The following is a 4,142-nucleotide window of genomic DNA, read 5'->3' on the forward strand; positions in this document are numbered from 1 at the left end:
TCTTAGATAAAAAAAATTATGTGTTAAATCAAATACAAAATTCAAATAGATTAACTTTCGGTTTATTTGATTCTGTATTTAATATGCTAAATGCTTTTTTTGACTGTATTGAAGATTATTTAGGATATAAGGTAAATAGAAATATTACAGAAGATGTTATTGATATTTTAAATTCAATAGATGATCAAAGTGCTATACAAATTTGTACTAATAAATTTAAAGAGGATGCCCTTGCGCAATATAAATATATGGATTCTATTATTAACCCAAAATCCGATTTATTTGGAATATTTCGAAGTATTTTCTTTAAATAATTTTATATGATAAGTTTTTAAAAAGGTATAGGCTTGCTAAATTAGCCTATACCTTTTTTTCAATATAATATATTTTACTTAAGCTGTCTATAATCAGTCTGTACATGAGATTGCTCATCTGTAACTGGATCTTGCTTAAGCGCAGAAATCCATTTGTTGTCTTCATATCTTTCTTGAAATTCCTTGTTATTTTCAAGGTCTATTTTATTTTTATTATTTTTGCTATTTTTTATGTGTTTTTTATGCATGACGAACCTCCATTTTACATATCTAATTATATTTAGTTATATTATTTGCAAAAAATCTAATTCTATCTATTTAAAATTGTGGAATAACTCATTCTGAACTTCCAATTAAAAAATTTCCTTTAGTTAACCATTGACAATATTTTTATATCATTTATGATTAATAATAATTGATTAAATATTTATTTTGGAAAGGATGATAAAATGGAGGAATTTTTTTCGAAAAAGCAGACCTATCCACAATTTGTAAGATTTGTAATTCCATCGATAATCACAATGGTATTTTTATCCTTCTACACTACTATAGACGGATTTTTTGTGTCTAGGTTTGTAAATTCAAATGCTTTAGCTGCTATAAATATAGTTATTCCGATAACATGTGTGTTCTTTGGTATTTCTGTTATGCTTGCAAATGGTTCTGGAGCATTGGTTGGGATTAAGCTTGGAGAAAAAAACGAGGACGAAGCAAATAGTTTCTTCTCTTTTGTGACACTTGTTTTATTTGTGATTTCGATAATACTTACAATTTTGTTTTTAGTATTTTTGAAGCCTATACTTATAATGCTGGGATCAACGGAAAAATTGCTGCCTTACACTATGACATATGGTTTCGTAACGGTGCTTATGATAATTCCTATGATGTTCAAGCTGTATTTTGAGTATTACGCGAGAGTCGATGGAAACCCAAAATTATCGTTACTTATGTCTACTGTTGGGCTAGGGCTAAACCTTGTATTTGACTATATATTTATAGCTGTGTTCAAGCTTGGAATACTTGGAGCTGGATTAGGTACATTTTCATCTATTGCTATATCAGCATTAATAGGATTAGTTTATTTTATAAGTGACAAATCACATCTTAAATTTACTAAGCCTAAGATAGATTTTAAACAACTATTGTATTCATGCTACAATGGTAGCTCAGAGATGTTCACAGAGTTTTCGACTGGGATAACAACGCTTTTATTCAACAAAAGTATACTTGTTTTCCACGGAGAAAACGGCGTTGCGGCGATGTCTATCATAACCTATATGTACTATTTCTTTATTGCATTTTATTTTGGGATAACAGTAGGTATATCTCCTGTTATCAGCTTTAATCTAGGCGCCAAAAATTTTGATAAGATAAAAGAAAGTCTAAAATACAGTTTCATATCATTGGGAATAAGCTCTGTTTTGATTTTCTTAATCTCGATGTTTGGCGGAAAATATATAATTCTAGGATTTACATCAGATGTAGATGTATATAATATAGCTTGTTTTGGAATTAAATTGTTCTCATTCTGTTTCCTACTTATAAGTATAAATATCTTCATGTCTGGATATTTCACAGCGATAGGAAACGGAACTATTTCGGCTATTATATCAGTGCTTCATACATTGATATTCATATGCATCGCTATAATTACACTTCCTAGATTTTTAGGAGTAGCTGGAATATGGCTTTCTACTCCTGTAGCCGAGTTTTTAACTGTATTTTTCTCTATGGCATTTTATTTTAAAATAGGAAGAAAAATACTTAAACCTACAAAAGAATAAAAATAACTAGATAAACCTACCATAAAAAACAACGGGTTTATCTAGTTACTATAATAATTTAAATTCTATCTGTTCTGATTTTTGGGAATAAAAAACACTATCTAGCTTACCGATAAACTGTTCTAAGGTTTCCTCACTGTAAATAGGCATAATTTTGTCGTTTTCGAGTAATTTTATATTGCCTTTGACTGATTTTAAATTCGTATATTTCTGATCGTGCCTGTAGCAGCCTACTATTTTATTCTGATCAAAGGCGTAATTTACAGTATGAAAGCTGCCTCCATTTAAAGTAGTTTCAACTACTATAACTCCTTCAGCGAGCGCACTCTGTAGTCTGTCCCTTTCGATAAATTTATACTTAGAGACAATCATTTCTGGAGGATATTCACTTATAGCACAACCATTGTTTTCAATTATTCTATCAAACAAATTTTGATTATGCTTAGGATAAACCGTATCTAATCCACAAGGCATAACTGCAATAGTTCTACCCAAAACATCTAAACTCCCCAAGTGAGCAAATGTATCGCATCCATCTGCAAGACCACTGACTATGGTATATCCTCTATGTGATAATGTAGAAGATATATTGTAAGAAACATCAGCTCCATGCAAGCTGGGATTTCTCGTGCCTATAATAGCAATTGACTTATCTGATAAGCAATCTGCGTTTCCTTTATAGTATATTATCGCTGGATTGTCGTTTATATTTTTTAATTTTTTAGGGAAATTACAGTCTAATACAGTCGATATTTTAATATTTTCTCTATCACAAATTTCAATCGTTCTTTTGGCTATTTCATTTGCGTGTATTAGATCACTTTTAGTCGTTACTTCTTTTAGATTTAATGAGTTTAGGTAATCTATAGTTTCATCGGTTTCTAAACTATTTAATACGCCTTGATTTATTATTTTATTTATCGTCCTTCTCCCTAGTCCTTTTATTCCTGTCAGTGTTATTATAAATTCTGCTTTATCCATTTTGTCTCCATTAAATAAATATTTCGTTTCAAATTATATTTATTATTTCTTCAAAACAAAAAACTATGCGAAATTTTATCACATAGTTTTTTATAACACATATAAAAATAATACTAATAAGCAGATTTCATAATTTTTATATATTCGTCTCTATTCTTAAGAACTGTTTTCAGTAAGCCTCTCTTTGCAAGCGATACATATAATGCTGCTGAGCGAGCTTGACAATTTATCGATTTATTTGGATTAAATTCAATATCTGTGAATGCATTGTAATTTAAAATTTCCTTTGCTAAATCTCTATTTTGACATAGAGAATTTATGTAAAGCCAATCGTAAAACAGAGTTTTTGGCTCTAATGGCCATTCGTAATTTGGAAATACAAAAGAAACTAGCTTGCCGGAAGTTTTCAATCGTTCATCTCTTTTAGCCGATTTTGGATCCATATCTAAAATATCTCTATATGGACCACCGTTTTCAAATTTTTTACTTGATTGAAATGCGGCTTCTACAGTATAGACCTTTTGGCTTTTTGTTCTAAAACTAAGATTGAAAGCACTTAACTTTACACCTAATTCATTTTTAGACTTTGTAGAAATCTCTAAAACATTGTCTTCTGGATAAATTTTCTTATACTCTTTGTGTAGATTTTCAATATTTTTTTGCTTTTGAACTACTGCAAATCCTGGATTCCATTCAAAATCTACATTTACTGGATTTACAAAATAATTTCCTTTAGTATTTGCTCTGTACACTTTTCTAGTTGCCATTTTTTACCTCCTATCACTCACTCAATTTTACAATTTACTTTATGCTAATTTTTATCGGATAATAAATAATATCATACTTTTTATCATTTAGCTTCCTATATTTTATATAAAAGTAAAATTTTTCATATATTTTTTTGCAAAAAGAATTGCCAAATTAGCATATTGTAATTTGGCAATTCTCTACACTTATTTATCTAAATTGTCTATTGTTATTTTGTGAATTAGATTGTCTATTCGATCTCTGATCTGTCATTCTATTGCTTCTTTGATCGGTCATTTGGTTTTGGTTTGACTCA

At 29.2% G+C, this 4,142-nt stretch carries 5 protein-coding genes; 2 read left to right on the top strand and 3 right to left on the bottom strand.

The window, feature by feature from the left end; translation table 11 throughout:
- Window positions 1–314, top strand: a 314-nt coding sequence (locus tag ACI3VO_RS08070; RefSeq protein ID WP_439757420.1) for a hypothetical protein, incomplete at its 5' end; no start/stop codon positions are given.
- 74 nt (window positions 315–388) lie between these two features.
- Here ACI3VO_RS08070 and ACI3VO_RS08075 read toward each other — a convergent pair.
- Window positions 389–562: a hypothetical protein gene (locus ACI3VO_RS08075; protein ID WP_439757421.1), complete on the bottom strand. Its 174-nt coding sequence runs from the start codon at window positions 560–562 to the stop codon at window positions 389–391.
- 201 nt (window positions 563–763) lie between these two features.
- Here ACI3VO_RS08075 and ACI3VO_RS08080 point away from each other — a divergent pair, with 201 nt between their 5' ends.
- Window positions 764–2,098 carry an MATE family efflux transporter gene (locus ACI3VO_RS08080; RefSeq protein ID WP_439757422.1) on the top strand — a complete coding sequence of 445 codons (1,335 nt, stop codon included), beginning with the start codon at window positions 764–766 and terminating at the stop codon, window positions 2,096–2,098.
- 48 nt (window positions 2,099–2,146) lie between these two features.
- Here the strand turns inward: ACI3VO_RS08080 and dprA are convergent, their stop codons facing one another.
- Together dprA and ACI3VO_RS08090 are read right to left on the bottom strand one after the other, a co-directional pair.
- Window positions 2,147–3,079, bottom strand: a complete 933-nt coding sequence (gene dprA, locus ACI3VO_RS08085; RefSeq protein WP_439757423.1) for a DNA-processing protein DprA — start codon at window positions 3,077–3,079, stop codon at window positions 2,147–2,149.
- Between the two features lie 113 nt (window positions 3,080–3,192).
- Window positions 3,193–3,846 (bottom strand): DarT1-associated NADAR antitoxin family protein, encoded by a 654-nt coding sequence (locus ACI3VO_RS08090; protein ID WP_439757424.1) that lies wholly within the window; start codon window positions 3,844–3,846, stop codon window positions 3,193–3,195.
- Window positions 3,847–4,142 lie beyond the last annotated feature (296 nt).

It is taken from the genome of Intestinibacter sp., from assembly GCF_051866655.1.
Lineage (GTDB): Bacteria > Bacillota > Clostridia > Peptostreptococcales > Peptostreptococcaceae > Intestinibacter.

Excerpts from the sequence above, each read along its gene's own strand:
- ACI3VO_RS08075 (WP_439757421.1), bottom strand. The coding sequence starts at position 562 with ATGCATAAAAAACACATAAAAAATAGCAAAAATAATAAAAATAAAATA.
- ACI3VO_RS08080 (WP_439757422.1), top strand. The coding sequence starts at position 764 with ATGGAGGAATTTTTTTCGAAAAAGCAGACCTATCCACAATTTGTAAGA.
- dprA (WP_439757423.1), bottom strand. The coding sequence starts at position 3,079 with ATGGATAAAGCAGAATTTATAATAACACTGACAGGAATAAAAGGACTA.
- ACI3VO_RS08090 (WP_439757424.1), bottom strand. The coding sequence starts at position 3,846 with ATGGCAACTAGAAAAGTGTACAGAGCAAATACTAAAGGAAATTATTTT.